The sequence below is a fragment of the Microcoleus vaginatus PCC 9802 genome (assembly GCA_022701275.1).
Taxonomy (GTDB): domain Bacteria; phylum Cyanobacteriota; class Cyanobacteriia; order Cyanobacteriales; family Microcoleaceae; genus Microcoleus; species Microcoleus vaginatus_A.
In genome coordinates this window covers 3,758,648-3,774,451 of the sequence record CP031740.1, presented here as the reverse complement: position 1 = coordinate 3,774,451, position 15,804 = coordinate 3,758,648, and the positions used below count along the sequence as shown (strand labels likewise).

Genomic DNA, 15,804 nt, shown 5'->3' with positions numbered 1-15,804 from the left:
GAGGATGTCTTAATTATGGCTAAATCTGGACTGATGGCAATGCTGCGCCGCGCTGCGAGTATTGCTCAGAAATCAAGGGAAACGGGCATTCCGGCTGATGAACTGCTGGGGATGCTGAGCGCTGGCATTCCCAATTCTCCCATATCTCGGCGTCGCTTGCTGCACGGGGGCTTAGCTGCTGTGGGGGCTGTCGCTGCTGTGACTTTTACCAGGGAGGGAGGGGGAGCTTTTGCTCAACAGGGCGGACGATCGCCCATTTTGGTTGTGGGTGCGGGAATTGCGGGTTTGACGGCGGCTTATCGCTTGCGCCAAGCGGGCGTGCGCGCCGATATAATCGAGGCAACTAACCGCGTGGGGGGGCGGATACGCACTATTCCCAAGGTGGCTGGAACGCTGATTCCGGCAGAGTTGGGGGGAGAATTTATTGACACCGGCCACACTAATTTAATCTCGCTGGCGTCGGAATTGGGTTTGCGGGCGATCGACTTAGCCCAAGTGCAGAGTGGACTGGTGAAGGATACTTTTTTCTTTCAAGGGCGCCGCTTTTCTCTTGAGCAAATAATCGCAGATTTTGCGCCGCTAGCGAGTAAAATTACTGCTGATTTGGAGACGGTTGGCGATGAAATTAGCTATCTTGATTTTACGGAAGCAGCGGAAAGATTGGACAATCTTTCGATCGCTGAATATGTAGACCAAGCTGAGACTAGCACGATTGTCCGGCAGTTACTCCGCATTGCTTACACGACTGAATACGGTCGAGATCCTGAAGAACAGTCGGCGTTAAATCTGCTGTTTTTAATCGGTTCTGAGGCGGGCAGTTTTGAATTGTACGGCAACAGCGATGAGCGTTATCAAATTGACGGCGGTAATAGTCAAATTATCAACCGTTTGGCGGGTCAATTGTCTGGTTCGATCGAGGCGGGGACGGTTTTGGAAGCGATTACTCTTTTGCCTGATGGCCGCTATCGGGTAAATTTGCGATCGGGACAAAGCGCGTTCGAGCGCACTTACGAGCGAGTTTTATTAACTTTGCCGTTCAGCACTCTGCGAGACGTTAGAATTAACGTACCTTTGCCCCAACCAAAGCGCAGGGCGATCGAGCAGTTGGGTTACGGTACTAATTCTAAGTTAATTACTGGCTACCGCAGCCGAATTTGGCGAGAACTTTATCGCTCGACTGCTTCTGTTTATAGCGATTTAGGATTCCAGAATACCTGGGAAGCTACGCCTTTCGCCCCTACTCCTAACGGTTTAGTTACTAATTTTACAGGAGGAAAGCAGGGTTTGTCGATCGGTGCCGGAACTCCCGAAGACCAAGCACAAAGATTTTTGAACCAATTTGAAAGAGTTTTTCCCGGAGTGAGAAATTTGCGATCGGGCAAAGCTGTGCGAGCTTATTGGCCGGGAGAACGCTTTTTCAAAGGTTCTTATGCCTGCTATTTAGTGGGACAGTGGACACAAATGTACGGCGTTGAAGGCGAACGAGTTGGCAATTTATATTTTGCCGGGGAACACACTTCGCTGGAAAATCAAGGTTACATGGAAGGCGGTTGCGAAACTGGACAAAGGGCGGCTGTTGAAATTTTGCAAGACTTAGGTTTGATACCTTCTGCTGATGCTTTGAATGCTCGAACAGCGAGTAATTTGAACAATCGCCGTCCTAGCCGGAAAGTTCCCGGAGCGCGGAATCTTAGGAATAGAAAGCCGAGTATTAGATAATCTCGGAAGGTGCTTATCTAATTCTTGTGTGGTGGCTTTGAGCAACGCGCATCTAATTCTTGTGGTGTGGCTTTGAGCCACGCACATCTAATTCTTGTGGGGTGGGCTTCTAGCCCGCCCGAAAAATTAAATTAGTTATAACATCCACCCTACATAGAGATATGCAAAGGTAAAATTTATGTGAATTATATTGTACCACTTTTGCCAAAAAACATGATTATTTTACCTTTAACCCTAGCTTTATCTAGTTTGCTAATGTCGCCAATATCGGCTCGCCCTTTGCTTACAGACTTTACAAATACAATGGCTCAAAATTTCCCAGTTGACGAGCCGTTTTGCTACATGAAAACCCCCGACGGCAAAACAGTAGACTTGGGCAAGTTATGCGAGAAACAGCCATCTTTAGGAACTTCCCAAACTTGCATTCCCGGTGCCAACATTGCTGCGAAAGTGTCAATTGCGACGACTAATTATGACGGCAACTTTTTCAGCGGTCAAGTCCTTAATCAAGGCTGCAAAATAATCAAGAATGTCAAAGTCAATTATGAAGTTTTGGACGAGTCAGGCAATTTAATTGACAACGGATTTATCTACGCTGAACCAGTTACTCTTGCACCCGGACAGTCAGCCGCCTTTCGGGGCGAAGTTGTCGCGGGGGCTAAGGTACAGGCTACTCATGCCGACGGTCAAGAATGATTGTTGAGACTTGCCCGATCGCTGATATCATGTTTTGGCTCAGATATCTGTAAAAACAGAACTTGCAGAGGTAAAATATCTTGAAAACTCGATCGACATACTGGCAAATCTTACCCTACCTCCGTCCCCAAAAACAAACCATTGGTAAAGCATTAGCTTGTACCGTAGTATTTACCATATTTTGGCCGATTATAGCGTGGCTGGTTGGCGAAACAGCCAAATTTATAGGTAAAGGAGATTTAAAAGGGTTTGCTCAAATTGCTGCACTCAGCGCCATTATCTTTCTAATTCGCGGTACAGCCCAGTACGGTCAAGATACGCTGATGGCAAAAGCTGCTTTGACTATTGCTTTAGAAATTCGCAAAAAAGTCTACTCCCACCTGCAAAAACTCAATATCGGCTACTTTGAAACCGCCAAAACCGGAGATTTATCCTACCGCCTCACCGAAGATATTGACCGCATTGGCGAAGTTGTAAATAAATTTTTTCATCAGTTTATTCCTTGTGTTTTGCAGCTAATTGCCGTCCTGGGATATATGATTTATCTCAACTGGCAATTAACTCTAGGTGCATTAATTATTGCACCACTGATGGCTATTTTAATTGGCTGGTTTGGCGAAAGACTGCTAAGTTACTCGCGGCAAAGTCAAAATCGCATCTCTGATTTATCCGCTTTGCTGACAGAAGTATTCAGCGGCATTCGTTTAATCAAAGCATTTGTGGCTGAAGACTACGAAATTGCCCGCTTTGCAGAAGAAGCAGAACAAAACCGCCGCGCTAAGTATCTGTCAGAAAGAGTAAAAGCACTTCAGTTCGTTGTAGTTGGCTTTCTGGAAGCGATGAGCGTGATTTTGCTCTTTTTCCTGGGAGGTTGGCAAATTTCTCAAGGAAATCTCACAGGTACTCAATTTATAAGTTATATCGCAGGGGTGGCACTTTTAATTGACCCCATTGCTATCACAACTGCTAATTACGGAGATTTTAAGCAGGGAGAAGCTTCTAGCGATCGCATTTTTGAATTATTAGCAATTGAACCCGCTGTAGTCGAAAAATCGGGTGCCATTGAACTTCCCCACGTTAGCGGAAAAGTCGAATACCGCAATATTAATTTTGCCTATAACTCGGAGACACCGATTCTGCAAAACATGAGTTTGTTAGTGCTGCCCGGAGAGATGATTGCTCTCGTGGGTGCATCCGGTGCGGGTAAAACTACTTTAGTAAATTTGCTACCCAGATTTTACGATCCGCAAGCGGGACAGATTTTAATTGACGGGATTGATATTCAAGATGTCACCTTAAATACTTTGCGGAGGCAAATCGGAATTGTACCGCAAGAAACGATTTTATTTTCGGGTACAATTGCTCAAAATATCGCTTTTGGGCGATCTTATTATGAACTGAAAGATGTTCAAAAAGCTGCGGAGATTGCTAACGCTCATCAATTCATTAGTGAGTTTCCCGACGGCTATCAAACTTGGGTAGGAGAAAGGGGTGTAAATTTATCTGGGGGACAGAAACAAAGAATTGCGATCGCCCGTGCAGTTTTGCTTGATCCCAGAATATTGATTTTGGATGAAGCGACATCGGCGCTGGATTCGGAATCCGAAGGTTTAGTGCAAGAAGCGCTGGAAAGATTGATGCGCGATCGCACGGTGTTTATTATCGCGCACCGCTTGGCTACTGTGCGGAGAGCCGATCGCATTTTAGTGTTGGAAAAAGGCAGAATTGTGGAATCTGGGACGCACGAGGAGTTGCTGGAAAAGGGATCTCGCTATGCTGGCTACTACGCTCAACAGTTTAGTCAGTAGGCTACGTTATTTCCTCCTTTCTAGGCTCTGCCTTTCTACGTTTGCAGTAAAAACGTCCGGCCTCAAAGTTTGGGGAATCAGGACGGACGTTCTTACTAAAAAATAGTTCTAATTTTTTTTTAGGTGGTTATATTCCACTAAAAGCTTAGCACATTACCTGAGAAATGACAATTTTTAATCGCAGTAAAAACTCTTCAAGATAGGGGTAAAACCCGCTTTATCATTACTTGTTATAGCCGATAAAGCCGAGTTAAAATATAGATAACTAACAAATAAAACTTGCTATCTATGAAAATACAATCTTCTGTCTTAGTCCACCTGGGATTTGGCAAATATGTACGCTCCGATCGAGTAACAGCAGTAATACCAATTGAAGAAGAACGGGGGCCTGGTCGGCGCACTTTCGTGCACGTAGACGGCGAAGCAGACCCGATCGTTGCGTCGCGCGCGGAAGATACAATTGTTCGCGATTTGGTGCAGGAACCGCGCGAAATAACTCAAGCTCGGCAGCAACAAGAGATTCTGCAAGATTTGCTGGCAGATTTGAGCAATGTTAACGTCACCGTGCGCCGCATCAGCCGTGATGAAGGTGGACTCGATCTCGAACGTTTGGAGCGCCGCATTCGCCAAATTTTAGACGCCTAAAAAAGAAAGACCGCCCAGGCGGTCTTTCTTTTTGTTTGTGTCGCTAAAAATTTTAAGTTACGGGTTTCAATGTAATTTCGATGTCCGCTAAACCGGTGAGTTTTTCCACCGCTTGCTCTTCTTCAACTCGCGGTACAAAAATAGTTAAACCCCCCGGAACACACTCAATACAAACCGGAGTCATGCCGATGATTTCGCCGTCTACAACCACTTTTTGAGGCGGCTCGGCACTAATTGTTACTTTTTTTGCCCGCAAATAACCGATGTCGTCGCGATCTGTAGGATTGCCGCTCAAAGCTGTTTGCAATAGGTGATAAGAAGCTGCGATCGCCCCAGCTTTATTCTGAGGCGCCACCAGCGTTACGTCCAGCAAGCCGTCATCAAAAATAATCCCTGCCGGGCCTTGAGCTAAAATGGAAGTAGGTGGCGCTGCATTCGCCACTGTCACCGCCACAGCAGTAAGGCTGATAATTCTATCTTCGGTTTCGATTTCCGCTTCAAATCTTTCTAAATTGTTTAACTGTTTAATTCCTGATAGAATGTAAGCCAGCATTCCCCAGCGATTCTTCATTTCGCGATCGGCTAGTTCGACAGTTTCTGCCTCAAAGCCCACTCCAGCTAACAAAACCATCGGCATTTCACCGTTGCAAGTCGCCGCATCCACCACCCGCGTCAACCCTCCCAAAATATTTTCGCAGGCGGCTTCAATTGTATTCGGAATGTCTAAAGCATTAGCAAAAGCATTAGCAGTTCCCCGCGAAATAATTCCTAAAGGAATATTTGTGCTGACAATTGCCCCAGCAACAGCAGATAATGTGCCGTCGCCCCCGCAAGCAATAATTGCCTCAACTCCCCTAGCAACAGCTTCGCGGGCGATTTGATCCGCGTCTAATTCTGGGGTTGTCAGCCGAATGTCTAAGTCAATAAAAGGCTCTAAAAGTTCCTGAATTCTAGCTAAGTCTTGGTCGGGGTCGCTGTGGCCAGCGACGGGATTGAAAATTAGGCAAGCTGAACGTTCCATATTTGGTAATTGGTAATGGGTAATTGGTAAGGACTCATTGATAATATTATGTCCGGTAAATCGCCAACAATCAAATTGGTTTGTAGTGAGAACTTCAGTTCTCATCAAACTCGATTAAACTGAAGTTCTCGCTACAAACCTAGAACGGTGCAGTATTTGTGGTAGAGCTTTAATTAAGACTTCACAAAAGTCCACTCTAAGACTTCGCGGGGAGCTTTGTGCAACGCTTCCTTGATTTCCTTGTTGCTGTCGAACTTGACTTTATCCAAAAGGCACGCTTCGACGTTCACCGTAAACTTATCTTCTTCAAAAGGCCAAGGAGTTACAGTCACGAGTTCGTTGCTGTGCTGTACAATATCGTAGCGCTTGCCGTCCGGGCCGACACTAATTTCTAAAGCTCGTTCTCCGGCGGGTAACTCGCGGCTGCAAAGAATTAATGATAGCCGATCGCACCACTGGAAAAAAGCATAAGCTGCCTTAGCATCTTCCTCGGAAATTTGCAAGTCTTTGCGCCATTTTTTTTGATTTTCCAGTTGCTCGTCCAAAAACTCGTCGAGTTCCTTCGACTCTCCCCGCTTTCCTTCATTGAGAAAGCTCATGTGCATAGAAATCAGCATTGCTACCCACCTACCGCGATATAGGGCATTCTGCGCCATGGCTTTAATTTTCGGCAGAGAAGTTTCCGTCTGCAAGGTAAAATCAAAGGGCGCGCCCGCTTCAGTCAAAATATTTTCTTCCCACTCTTTCTCCAAATCATCGTGATGGGAAATAGCCGCTATGGTTTCGTAGAGGCGAAGCGGAGATTTCGAGCGCTTCCACTGTCCGCCAAGTTGGGCCGCGAGTAAAGCGTGGGCGCGGTGGTAAATAATTTCCCAGCCGGTGGCGGTTAAGTTAGCAATCATTGAATTTTTCTCCTCAATTAAGTTGATACGAGTATTTTGTGCGAGCATTCGGCTCTCGATCCCCCCGGCGCCTTAAAAATGGGGGAACCGGAATCGGTCAAAGTCCACCTTTTTAAGGGCGATCGAGACTTACAGAAAAACGAAAGTTAAATCACAAAAGGTTCGATCGGGATATCCTGCCATTTCCCCTCAAATCGTTCGACAACCAAAGGTCGGATGCGGAACTTGGGGGGGCATCCGTCGAGAACATCAATCCGCAAACACGAATAAGGACGGCGTTTGTAGGAACCTTGACCGCTGCGGCCGACAAATAGCAAAGATTCCGCTACCCGCCGGCTGGCTGTTTCGGAACCCGACTGCCGCGCCAACCGATAAGCTTCAGGACTCAATGGTTCCTGCAACATCGGCCCTTCCGGGCGCTGGCGGCGGAGACTGTGGCCGCTTCCCCCGCAGACAATCCAATTAATGCCAGAGTCGCCGTGTCCAGTATTCCCAGTCCGCAGGTATTCCAAACAGTGAGCGTGGCCCGTCAGCACCAAATCTACTAGCGGACGCCCCCGCGCCACATCCCCAACTGCATCGGCCACCCCGTCGAGCACCTCGCGCAATCGCAACCGAACCGCCAAAGTTTGAGCTTGATTCCATTTTGTCGCCTCTGTCACGTAGGGGGGATGGTGCAGGTAAATTACCCGCCCCCGCACCTCGGAATCGCGCCAAGAGTTAATCAGCCTTTTTTTCAGCCATTCGAGCTGTTCAACGTCGGTGGCGGTTGTTTTGTCGGGGGACAGTTGTTTGTCAATATCCATCAACATTTCGTCAACTTGCTCTAATTTGGCGGCTAAGTCGTCTAGCTGTTCGGCTTCCTCGGGAATCTCGGGCTTGAGCCGATCGCACATTTCGAGCATTGCCAATTTTTCTTGTTCCAATTTCTGGCGATCGAGTTCCAAATTCTGGCGGCGAATGTCGCCCTGTTTGGTTTTCGGGATCGGTAAGGGCTCGTTGAAGGTGTTGGAGTCGAGGGCGAAGAAGTCGATGCCGCCGCTGCGGAAGGTATAGTAGCGGTTGGGTAAGCGGGTAAAGCGTCCGGGTTGGTAACGGATGCAGCGGCCTGTGCTGGTGCTGGCGGTGTAGTGGGCGTCTAGGTGGCGATCGAGTTCTCCCGGCATTTTGTGAGCTTGCAGGTAGTCGAGAAACGCTTTGGCGTAGGCATTTCCGCGATCGGAACCGTGCCAGCCAACATCGAGATCCAACTTGGAACCCAACAGCCGCCGCAGTGGCAAAGCTGTCGCTGACAGAATGCCGTAGACTATGGGCAAGTCGTAATAGTCGTGGTTTCCCGGTACGGGCAAAAACGGAAAATTAAACACCATGCGATCGTAGGCAATCCGGGAGGGATGCTCGCCGCCGACTATAAATTCTCGGTAGGGGCGAATAAAGTTTTGCAAGTAATATTCGCTGGAACCTACCAGATAAACTACATCGCCGGTGTGGAGGACGAAACGGCAAGTTTCGCGCTCCGAGACCATCAGTTCGGCAATCTGCCGCTGGGGATTGTAGCCGCGGTGATTGCCCGTGCCGCTGTCGCCTACGACTAAAAACGAAAACTCTGGAGAGTCGGTGGTTTGAGATTCCAAAACCATCCGAGTTTGGTCGATTCCCCGATCGACGATCGAGTGTTCTTGCCACCGCACCCGCTCTTTCATTTTGCGGATTTTGACTGTTATTTGCGGGTCGGAAACGAATTTCAATTCACCTCTTCTCCAAAATTGCTGAGTTCCTAGTTATTAATTTTGCAGCGATCGGGCGAGTTGTTACATCTCTCTAAAAGCTGAAAATCGAGGCGCGGGTACTCAGAAACCGGGTTTTTAGGAGAATACTGCCTGACAACTGACATATTGCACCATTTTCTTTAACCCGCCGGGGGTTGAAACCCCTGGCGGTTATTGGAACTGGTGCCACATCTTAGTTAAAACCGATAGGAACGGCCAAAAACTCGGTTATGAACGTTTTGATGTGATCGCCCCGTATCTAAACTAAAATAAGCGTTTGTACGAGGCGGTGCTGTTTGTTGTTGCCCAAGACGAGGGAATCTATCAACGACGTGGGAAGATAACACTAACAATGCCAGCCCGCTATACCCAACCCGAAAAACGCCTTTGGGAACCAGCCGACGAACTCTGGGCTAACTCTAAACTCAAGTCTTCGGAATATTCCGTCCCCGTTTTGGGGTTGGTTTTTCTGCTCTACGCTGACTCTAAGTTTGCCCTGGTTTCACAGCAAATAGCAGCGGGAAGTAGCAGGCGGCGCACGGTGGGTAAGCCTGATTACCAGGAACTCTTGGGCGCTTTATTTGCCGGAAACTGCGCGCGCATAATTATTTGATCGATCGCCCCGAAGCAGAGGATATTGGTGGGGCGATTAATGCGGCCATGAAGGCGATCGCAGATGAAAATGAGGAACTCGGCGGCGCTTTGCCTAGAAATCATAACAGCTTGGAAAAACCGATTTTGCGGGAGTTGTTGAAAATCTTAAATCGGATTCGCCGAAAGGATATTACTGAGGATGCCTTTGGGGAAATTTATCAGTATTTCCTAGGGAATTTTGCTCAGAAAGAAGGGCACAAAGGCGGAGAGTTTTTTACTCCAATTTTACTGGTAAAGCTGATTGTCGATGTAATAGAGCCGAATTACGGGCGAATTTTAGACCCGGCTTGTGGTGGGGGAATGCTGGTTTCGAGTGGCTCAATAAAAATTTGGGTTAAGAAAAAGGCATTACGAGAGAGTAATTCTCGCCATTTGCGGTTTGATTAGATTGAGAGTTAGAGCTTTAGTTTTACCTAGTTAATAGCTGACACAATTCTCAAAAAAACGAATAAATTAATCGATATTTATTCACCAGTTTTTCACTAAAATTGTTTCTAATCCTTATGCTGTCGTCAAATCGAGGTGAAATCAAGCCGCTGTGCAGATTATGTACAATTGATTCCCCGTAAGCCATTCAGCTTTGGCCCCGATGTCTAGTGTTTTTGCGAAATAGTTTTAACGTTCTCGACTGGAGGGATTAAACCCCATAATCCTTTCCTCGCCGCAACTATTGCCGAGGAGTGTTAAGGTTTTATTTTATAATCTTAATCAACACTCAAGTCATCGAACCACTGTAAAATCCGATTCCATGCCCACCACCGATCGCTATCAGCAAATTGATGCTGACAACGTTTACTACTGACATACCCAACATGACCGCCGTAGGGTGTCAGCACTAATTCTAAGGCTGGATTGTTCGCGCTAATAGCTTGCAACTCAGGGACAAGCATCGGGTCAAACATCGGATCATCTGCTGCATAAAGGATGAAAGTGGGTTTTTTGAGGTGAGGCAAAATGTTTAGAGCGCTGCTAGCGTCATAGTATTCTTCCACAGAGGAGAAACCTAACGGGCCAATTACCAGTTCATGGTCAAAGCCCCAAATGCTCTTGGCGCGTTCAATAGCGGCAGGATCGATCGCCCCCGGATGTGATGCGGCGATGTGTTTTGCTAGTTTTTTTAACTCTCGCGTGATCGCTTTTTCTAAAAATTTCCCCCACTCATCTTTAACTAGATAAGACAGAGAACGGTTTGAGTCCAAGCTGGGGCAAATTACTGCCGCGCCTGCTAGTTCTGACTCTTCAATCCCTAAGTCAGGCCCCCAATCTGCGATCGTCTGAGCTGATTTTACGGCCCACAAGGCTAATTGTCCGCCCAGGGAATAAGCCGTGAACCAAAAAGGGGCGGGACATCCCATTTCTTTAGCAGCGGCAGCAATCCGAACGAAATCTTCGCCTTCGTATAGGCCATCAGAAGTCAGGGTGGGAGAGAGTTGGGCAGTTTTGCCGTGAGCTCGCCAGTCAAATAATACCACTGCACAGCCTTGGGCATAGGCTTTACGGCCTAGTAGCTTCAGATACCATTGATTATCCAGATCGCCAGTAATGCCGTAAGTGCCGACAATGGTATATCGGGGATTTTCGGGGATGGCCACCCAGCCGAAAATCGGGACTCCACAGGCACCAGTAAAGATGTGTTCTCGGTAAGGGGGCTCTGGGTAAGGGATTGTCTTTTCCCAACCGCGACTAGCCCTTAATGCGGTGTACAACGTCATTAATAGGCCGTTGTTCAGCAGCCAAGGTGGAGTATAGGCAATGGTCATAAGCGAATGTCGGAAATGTCTGTCTCGTTGGTGGGATTTTTTTACTTGACAGGTTGGCTATTTTAGCGAATAACCCTGAAAACCGCAATACTTTTTGAGTAAATGCACTCAAGGGCGAAGTCAAGCCAAAATAATAAACAGGACTTACGTAGGCACGCTATATGTAGCGTGCCAGTGTTTAAGCGATCGCTCTCGATTGGTCTGTGGCCCAAAAGTTGTTCGGGATGGAATGAGAAGAGAATTTAAAGCAGGCTCAAGTTAAATATTTAGCGCAACCCCGAGTGCATTAATAGTTCCAGGAAGGACGAGCGTACCGCAAAAATTACCCGAAGCGAGGGCAAGGGATGATAAAATTCCGAAGCCGCAATTGTTGCCCGAACAATACAAAGCGATTGAGTCAGCAATTGATGATTTACCAGAGTACACTCCCATACCGGAAATTAACCACCAATGGACTCGTCATTCTGTTGAGTACATGGAAAGACTTGCTCAAGTTCCACCAGGCGGTTCTTTGTATGAAAGCTACGCCGATGCTTTCAAGCGACAGTATCCGGGAAAACCGAGTATGACTGTTAAAGAAAATCACGGTGGCACTCATATTCATCCTTATCTTAATCGCGTTATTTCAGCTCGCGAAATGGCTAGATTGCAAACTTTCCCGGATTCATTTATTTTTGAAGGTTCAATGAAAAAGGCAATGTGGCAAATTGGAAATGCCGTGCCGCCCCGTTTAGCAGAGTGTATCGGTTTTGCACTTATTCCATATTTGACTGATATTGCTGTGAACAAATTTAAGCAGCCTGAAATAATCGTTCTAGCTTCTTAGTTGCTGGTAATGGTTTACCTTCAGCTTGACAACTCTCGATTAGTAACTCCAGTACCTCTCGCGCATTGTAGATAGCTTCTTCATAAGAATCTCCGTGAGTTACTGGTTGCATTACATCCTCAAATTCGGGCAAAAATACGACAAAGCACCGATCTTCTTCTGACCATTGGATAACAACTGTATATTTCATAGTTCTGTCTCCTCTGCTTCGATTTGCCTAAGCGCCTCAAGTGTTTCATTGACTAACTTCTCTAAATATACTTTAGCATCATTGTCTTGCATCCCCTCCCAGATGTACAATAGGACGATCGCACTCCTCGACTCCAAGCGCGATCGATCCCTACACCCTGCCCCAAGTGGGCAACATCAGATAGAACGCAGTAAACAAATATAAAATGGAAGCAATACAACTGTCTTTATTCTCAAAAGAGGAAGAACCAATTCCTGCCAAAAAGCAGAAGAAAGCAAAATTAGGGCGTTACGAACGCATCCAACGCGAACTAGAAGCAAATGACTGCGACCCCTACAAGATATTCATTGATATTGAATCTCAGTCACTGCCAAAATCAGACTATACATTTGTCGATCTTTTTTGCGGTGCGGGTGGCATGACGCAAGGTTTATTGCAAGCAGGTTTTCGACCAGTAGCAAGTGTTGAAATTAATGCCATAGCCTCGGCAACTCACACAAAAAACTTTCCCGATTGCCATCACTTGTGCGACGATATAAAAAACTTAAATCCCCAAAAGTTGCTCGCTGAAATTGGTTCGCCAGAAGTTCATGTTGTTGTAGGCGGGCCGCCGTGTCAAGGCTTCTCAGTTGCAGGAAAACGCGACCCCAACGACCCTCGAAATCGCCTCTTTAGAGAGTTTGTCCGCGTTGTCTCTGAAATACGTCCTTGGTATGTTGTCATGGAAAATGTACCCGGAATATTGACTATACAAAAAGGAGCTGTTAAGCAAGCCATTTGCGAGGCTTTTCGGGAAATTGGCTATCCCCATATGTCAGTTGCTGTTCTGGAATCCGCAACCTATGGAGTCCCACAAATCCGCCCGCGAGCCATTTTTATAGCCAACAGATTTGGGATGCAAAATCCCTATCCCAAGCCGCAATTGTTACCCGAACAATACAAAGCGATTGAGTCAGCAATTGATGATTTACCAGAGTACACTCCCATACCGGAAATTAACCACCAATGGACTCGTCATTCTGTTGAGTACATGGAAAGACTTGCTAAAGTTCCACCAGGCGGTTCTTTGTATGAAAGCTACGCCGATGCTTTCAAGCGACAGTATCCGGGAAAACCGAGCATGACTGTTAAAGAAAATCACGGTGGCACTCATATTCATCCTTATCTTAATCGCGTTATTTCAGCTCGCGAAATGGCTAGATTACAAACTTTCCCGGATTCATTTATTTTTGAAGGTTCAATGAAAAAGGCAATGTGGCAAATTGGAAATGCCGTGCCGCCCCGTTTAGCAGAGTGTATCGGTTTTGCACTTATTCCATACTTGACTGATATTGCACTTAACAAACCTAGCATAGTTACTGTTAAACCTCTCGAACAGATTCAGCTAGTTTTTGATTGAGAGCATTTCGCCAAGTTTCAAAATCATACCAGCCACATCCTGTGCAGCCTTCCTCAGCCTCAGCGCCGCGCTGATGTATGGAAGGCCAGTCTTCGCCTCTTTCATACCAAAACTTGATTCCGAAAGGTGTGCCTCTTTTCCCTGTTTTGATGCAGCGTTCGCAACTTCGAGATTTTAGAAGATTGTGATTGCCTGAAGCATCTTTTTTGAGCAACTGAAACTTTGCCTTGATTTCAGATTCGCTCATAGATGCCAGGTGGGGTGGCTCATTATCTCCCCAACGCTCCATTGGGAATCTATGGTCAATTACTAACTCATGAGCTGCTCGTTTTCTCTGTTCGATTACATCTGTATAAAAGTAAACTTCGAGAATTCTTTTTACCAGAGAAGCGGGTATGTTAGCAGCAGAATTTGCTGATTTAATTTCTCCTGTCCACAAATCGCCCAAACGAGTTGCCTGACAAGTTTGACAGTATCTCTTTTCTGTTACAATAACCAGACCGGGGCGCTTCCTTGTTCCGCGCTGCAATCCCTGAATTCCGCCACCGCCAGCATATTGAGCTGATGCTATCTGTTTGCCTTCGCACTCCCGACAGTGCCATTTTTGGTCGGAGAGGAGATTAAAGACTTTGAATTGAGTTGAGTCTTGTTTTAATTGAGCTTTAATTGTGCTTGCTAAATCTTGATTGTTCACTCTACGTTTTCCGCTTCTATTTCTAGATTTTCGAGAAGATTGGAAACTGTTGTGCCCAAGCCGCTAGCTAGATTTGCAATTGCAGTTATGGACGGATTTCTGACTCCGCGTTCGACTCCAGATATATAGGTGCGGTCTAAATTAGCCCGCATTCCGAGCTCCTCTTGCGAAATTCCCAACGCTGTCCTGCGTTGCTTTACGAGATGACCTAAAGCACGCAGAATCTTCTGTTTCGATCGACTCATCTGCCAATTTTCAGTCTCTGCGGACTATCAGTCTACGGACGATGTGTCACATCTCTCGATCGCCCGATCGCCCGAAATTCCCCATCCCGACTCAAGAGGGATGCCTCGCAGATGTACAATAGGACGATCGCATTCCCCAAAACTCCCACCGTGATAGAGCGCTACACCTTGCCCGAAATGGGCAACATCTGGACTGAAACCGCCAAACTGAAAAGCTGGCTGCAAGTAGAAATCGCTGTCTGCGAAGCTCAAGCCGAACTCGGCTACATCCCCGCCGCCGCAGTCGAAGAAATCAAAGCTAAGGCTAATTTTGACCCGAAACGAGTCCTCGAAATTGAAGCCGAAGTCCGCCACGACATGATCGCTTTCTTGACAAATGTCAACGAATATGTAGGCGATGCCGGACGCTACATCCACCTCGGCTTAACCAGTTCCGATGTGCTCGATACCGCTTTGGCGCTGCAATTAGTCGCTAGCGTCAATATCTTGTTAGAACGTGTCGAAGAATTGAGTCAAGCTATTCGCTATCAGGCTCAACAGCATCGCAATACCGTCATGGTTGGTCGATCGCACGGAATTCACGCCGAACCCATCACCTTTGGCTTTAAACTAGCAGGATGGCTGGCAGAAGTCTTTCGCAACCGCGACCGATTAGTGAATTTGCAATCGTCGATTGCAGTGGGCAAAATCTCCGGCGCAGTCGGAACCTATGCTAATATTGACCCGCGAATTGAAGCGATCGCCTGTCAAAACCTCGGACTCGAACCGGATACCGCATCGACTCAAGTCATTTCGCGCGATCGACACGCCGAATACGTCCAAACCTTAGCACTCTTAGCAGCATCGATCGAGCGTTTTGCAGTAGAAATCCGCAACCTGCAACGCACCGACGTTCTCGAAGTCGAAGAATTCTTTTCCAAAGGGCAAAAAGGCTCATCCGCCATGCCCCACAAACGCAACCCGATTCGATCGGAAAGACTCACAGGGATGGCGAGAATTGTCCGCGCCAACGCCGTCGCAGCCTTAGAAAACGTTGCACTTTGGCACGAAAGAGACATCTCTCACAGTTCCGTAGAACGGATGATTTTGCCCGACAGTTCTACAGTAACTCACTTCATGTTAGTAGAAACCACAGACTTAGTAAAACACCTGCTAGTCTATCCCGAAAATATGAAGCGAAACATGAACCTTTACGGCGGAGTCATCTTCAGCCAGCGCGTGATGTTAGCTTTAGTAGAAAAAGGCACCAGTCGCGAAGACGCCTACAAAATTGTGCAATCTTGTGCTCACGAAGCGTGGAACAAACCGGGCGGCAATTTCTACAATTTAATTGCTAAGGACGATCGGGTAACAGCTAAGATGACTACCAAAGAAATTGATGATTGTTTCGATCCGCAGTATCAATTGAGGCACTTAGATTTAGTGTATCAGCGCTTGGGAATTTGAGGACAATTAACAATTAAAAATGACTCAGAG

13 protein-coding genes and 2 pseudogenes are annotated in these 15,804 nt (G+C 46.9%); 8 read left to right on the top strand and 7 right to left on the bottom strand.

All coding sequences use genetic code 11. The features are described 5' to 3' along the window. Positions 1-15 precede the first annotated feature (15 nt). From D0A34_15360 to D0A34_15345, 4 genes are all read left to right on the top strand, one after another. Positions 16-1,719: an FAD-dependent oxidoreductase gene (locus tag D0A34_15360; protein ID UNU20070.1), complete on the top strand. Its 1,704-nt coding sequence runs from the start codon at positions 16-18 to the stop codon at positions 1,717-1,719. 213 nt (positions 1,720-1,932) lie between these two features. Beyond that, the gene (locus D0A34_15355; GenBank protein ID UNU20069.1) at positions 1,933-2,415 is read left to right on the top strand and encodes a hypothetical protein; all 483 of its coding nucleotides are present in this window, start codon (positions 1,933-1,935) and stop codon (positions 2,413-2,415) included. Positions 2,416-2,495: 80 nt separating this feature from the next. Next, complete coding sequence (locus tag D0A34_15350; protein ID UNU20068.1) at positions 2,496-4,223, top strand: ABC transporter ATP-binding protein; 1,728 nt, start codon at positions 2,496-2,498, stop codon at positions 4,221-4,223. Between the two features lie 288 nt (positions 4,224-4,511). Next, the gene (locus tag D0A34_15345; GenBank protein UNU20067.1) at positions 4,512-4,868 is read left to right on the top strand and encodes a hypothetical protein; all 357 of its coding nucleotides are present in this window, start codon (positions 4,512-4,514) and stop codon (positions 4,866-4,868) included. Positions 4,869-4,920: 52 nt separating this feature from the next. On the opposite strand, the gene D0A34_15340 is transcribed toward D0A34_15345, so the two are convergent. From D0A34_15340 to D0A34_15330, 3 genes are all read right to left on the bottom strand, one after another. Continuing rightward, positions 4,921-5,889 carry a YegS/Rv2252/BmrU family lipid kinase gene (locus D0A34_15340; GenBank protein UNU20066.1) on the bottom strand — a complete coding sequence of 323 codons (969 nt, stop codon included), beginning with the start codon at positions 5,887-5,889 and terminating at the stop codon, positions 4,921-4,923. A gap of 173 nt (positions 5,890-6,062) precedes the next feature. Continuing rightward, entirely contained in the window at positions 6,063-6,791 is a 729-nt protein-coding gene (locus D0A34_15335; GenBank protein UNU20065.1) for a DUF3891 family protein, read from the bottom strand. A gap of 146 nt (positions 6,792-6,937) precedes the next feature. Next, positions 6,938-8,539, bottom strand: a complete 1,602-nt coding sequence (locus D0A34_15330) for a metallophosphoesterase (protein ID UNU20064.1) — start codon at positions 8,537-8,539, stop codon at positions 6,938-6,940. A gap of 373 nt (positions 8,540-8,912) precedes the next feature. On the opposite strand from D0A34_15330, the pseudogene D0A34_15325 reads away from it, so the two are divergent. Then, positions 8,913-9,517: pseudogene (locus D0A34_15325) on the top strand (SAM-dependent DNA methyltransferase). Positions 9,518-9,918: 401 nt separating this feature from the next. On the opposite strand, the gene D0A34_15320 reads toward D0A34_15325, so the two are convergent. Next, positions 9,919-10,974 carry an alpha/beta fold hydrolase gene (locus D0A34_15320; GenBank protein ID UNU20063.1) on the bottom strand — a complete coding sequence of 352 codons (1,056 nt, stop codon included), beginning with the start codon at positions 10,972-10,974 and terminating at the stop codon, positions 9,919-9,921. A 355-nt stretch (positions 10,975-11,329) separates the two neighbouring features. Here D0A34_15320 and D0A34_15315 point away from each other — a divergent pair. Next, a pseudogene (locus D0A34_15315) lies at positions 11,330-11,800 on the top strand (DNA cytosine methyltransferase). On the opposite strand, the gene D0A34_15310 reads toward D0A34_15315, so the two are convergent. Continuing rightward, positions 11,766-11,990, bottom strand: a complete 225-nt coding sequence (locus tag D0A34_15310) for a type II toxin-antitoxin system HicB family antitoxin (GenBank protein UNU20062.1) — start codon at positions 11,988-11,990, stop codon at positions 11,766-11,768. The pseudogene D0A34_15315 and the gene D0A34_15310 overlap by 35 nt on opposite strands. Positions 11,991-12,195: 205 nt before the next feature. Between D0A34_15310 and dcm the strand changes: the two genes are divergently transcribed. Next, entirely contained in the window at positions 12,196-13,389 is a 1,194-nt protein-coding gene (gene dcm, locus D0A34_15305) for a DNA (cytosine-5-)-methyltransferase (protein ID UNU20061.1), read from the top strand. On the opposite strand, the gene D0A34_15300 is transcribed toward dcm, so the two are convergent. Both D0A34_15300 and D0A34_15295 read right to left on the bottom strand, forming a co-directional pair. Further along, positions 13,352-14,083: a restriction endonuclease gene (locus D0A34_15300; protein ID UNU20060.1), complete on the bottom strand. Its 732-nt coding sequence runs from the start codon at positions 14,081-14,083 to the stop codon at positions 13,352-13,354. The genes dcm and D0A34_15300 overlap by 38 nt on opposite strands. Next, positions 14,080-14,328: an XRE family transcriptional regulator gene (locus D0A34_15295; GenBank protein ID UNU20059.1), complete on the bottom strand. Its 249-nt coding sequence runs from the start codon at positions 14,326-14,328 to the stop codon at positions 14,080-14,082. Before D0A34_15295 ends, D0A34_15300 begins: the two co-directional genes overlap by 4 nt. A 150-nt stretch (positions 14,329-14,478) precedes the next feature. Here D0A34_15295 and D0A34_15290 point away from each other — a divergent pair, with 150 nt between their 5' ends. Then, positions 14,479-15,774 carry an adenylosuccinate lyase gene (locus D0A34_15290; protein ID UNU22316.1) on the top strand — a complete coding sequence of 432 codons (1,296 nt, stop codon included), beginning with the start codon at positions 14,479-14,481 and terminating at the stop codon, positions 15,772-15,774. Positions 15,775-15,804 lie beyond the last annotated feature (30 nt).